2 protein-coding genes are annotated in these 1,856 nt (G+C 60.3%); both read right to left on the reverse strand.

Annotated features, from left to right (window positions below; genetic code table 11):
* A partial coding sequence (locus ACR0DG_RS21410; RefSeq protein ID WP_480700566.1) for a xanthine dehydrogenase family protein molybdopterin-binding subunit occupies positions 1–1,328 on the reverse strand: 1,328 nt, incomplete at its 3' end.
* Positions 1,329–1,382: 54 nt separating this feature from the next.
* A partial coding sequence (locus tag ACR0DG_RS21415; protein ID WP_480700568.1) for a (2Fe-2S)-binding protein occupies positions 1,383–1,856 on the reverse strand: 474 nt, incomplete at its 5' end.

Raw genomic sequence — 1,856 nt, forward strand, 5'->3', positions numbered from 1 at the left:
GCGGCAAAGCCTGCCAGATCGGCAGCGGCCTCCAGCTTGTCCATGGTCCCGTTGTAATCCCCGGTGTCATAGGTCAGCGCCACCGGCGTGTCATAGGGGAACTGGGTGATGAAGTTCTGACGGCGCAGCGCAATCGGATCGACCCCCAACTCGCGCGCGGCTTTGTCCACCACACGCTCCAGCTGATAGGTCGCCTCGGGCCGGCCCGCGCCGCGATAGGCATCCACCGGCACCGTGTTGGTGAACATCGCCTTCACGTTCACCTGAATGACCGGCGTTTTGTAGTTGCCTGCCATCAGCGTGCCGTGCAGCCAAGTGGGGACGGAACTTGAGAAGGTTGACAGATACGCCCCAAGGTTCGCATAGGTGTTGGTGCGCAGACCGATAAAGTTGTTATCGGCATCCAGCGCCAACTCGATCGTGCCCACATGGTCACGGCCATGGGCATCAGACATGAACGCCTCAGACCGGCTGGCCGACCATTTGACGGGCCGGTTGCAGGCCTTGGCCGCAAAGGTCACAAACGCCTCTTCGGCGTAGTGGAAGATCTTGGTGCCAAAACCGCCGCCCACATCCGGGGCCACCACGCGGACCTTATGCTCGGGCAGACCCAGCACAAAGGCACACATCAGCAGGCGGATCACATGCGGGTTCTGCGACGTGGTAAAGAGCGTATACTCATCCGTCCCCCGCTTGTATTCCGCCACCGCCACGCGCGGCTCCATCGGGTTGGCGACCAGACGGTTGTTCACCAGATCCAGCGTGGTCACATGGGCCGCATTGGCGAAGACCTCATTGACCTTGGCGTCATCGGCCTCACCCAGCTGCCAGTCATAGCATATATTGTTCTTCAGATCGTCATGGACCAGCGTCGCGCCCTCTTGCGCGGCGGCCTTCATGTCGATCACGGCGGGCAGTTCTTCGATGTCGACGTCGATCGCCTCGGCCGCGTCACGCGCCTGTTCCAGACTGTCGGCCACAACGGCCGCAATCGGATCGCCCACATGGCGCACTTTGCCTTGCGCCAGAATGGGATGCGCCGGTTCCTGCATGGGCGCACCGTGCTTGTCCGTCACCTCCCAGCCGCAGGGGATGCCGCCCACGCCTTCGAAATCCTTGCCGGTAAACACCTTGACCACACCCGGCATGCCTTCGGCCGCCGCGGTGTCTACAGAATTGATCCGGCCATGCGCGATATCCGAGCGCAGGAAATACACATAGGCCTGTCCGGCCACGTTGATGTCGTCGGTATAATTGCCCGCTCCGGTCAGAAAGCGCACGTCCTCGCGCCGCTTGGAACTGGCTCCGATGCCACTGTCTTTGGGCATTGCTTGATCTCCTCCCTGGAAAAGAATTTTCGACGAAAATTCTTGCCCGCCGCCTTATTCAGCAGCGATGTTGCTCACGTCCTGACCCGATGCGGCCATGATCGCCTTGACGATGTTATGATAGCCCGTGCACCGGCACAGGTTGCCTTCCAGATAATGCCGGATCTCTCCCTCCGTCGGGCGCGGGTTCTCTTTCAACAGCGCCGCCGCACTCATCACCATGCCCGGCGTGCAGAACCCGCACTGAAGTCCGTGATGATCCTGAAAAGCCTGCTGGATCACGTTCAGAGACCCATCCGCATTCGCCTGACCCTCAATCGTGCCAACATCCGCACCATCCGCCTCAAGCGCCAACATGTTGCACGACTTCACAGCCTCGCCATTCACATGCACAACACACGCACCACACTGCGCCGTGTCACACCCAACATGCGTCCCTGTCAAACTCAAATGATCACGCAAAAATCCAGACAATAACGTCCGACCCTCAACCTCACCGCTCACAGCTACGCCGTTCACAGTCATCGA

This window comes from Ruegeria sp. BG8 (genome assembly GCF_056538325.1).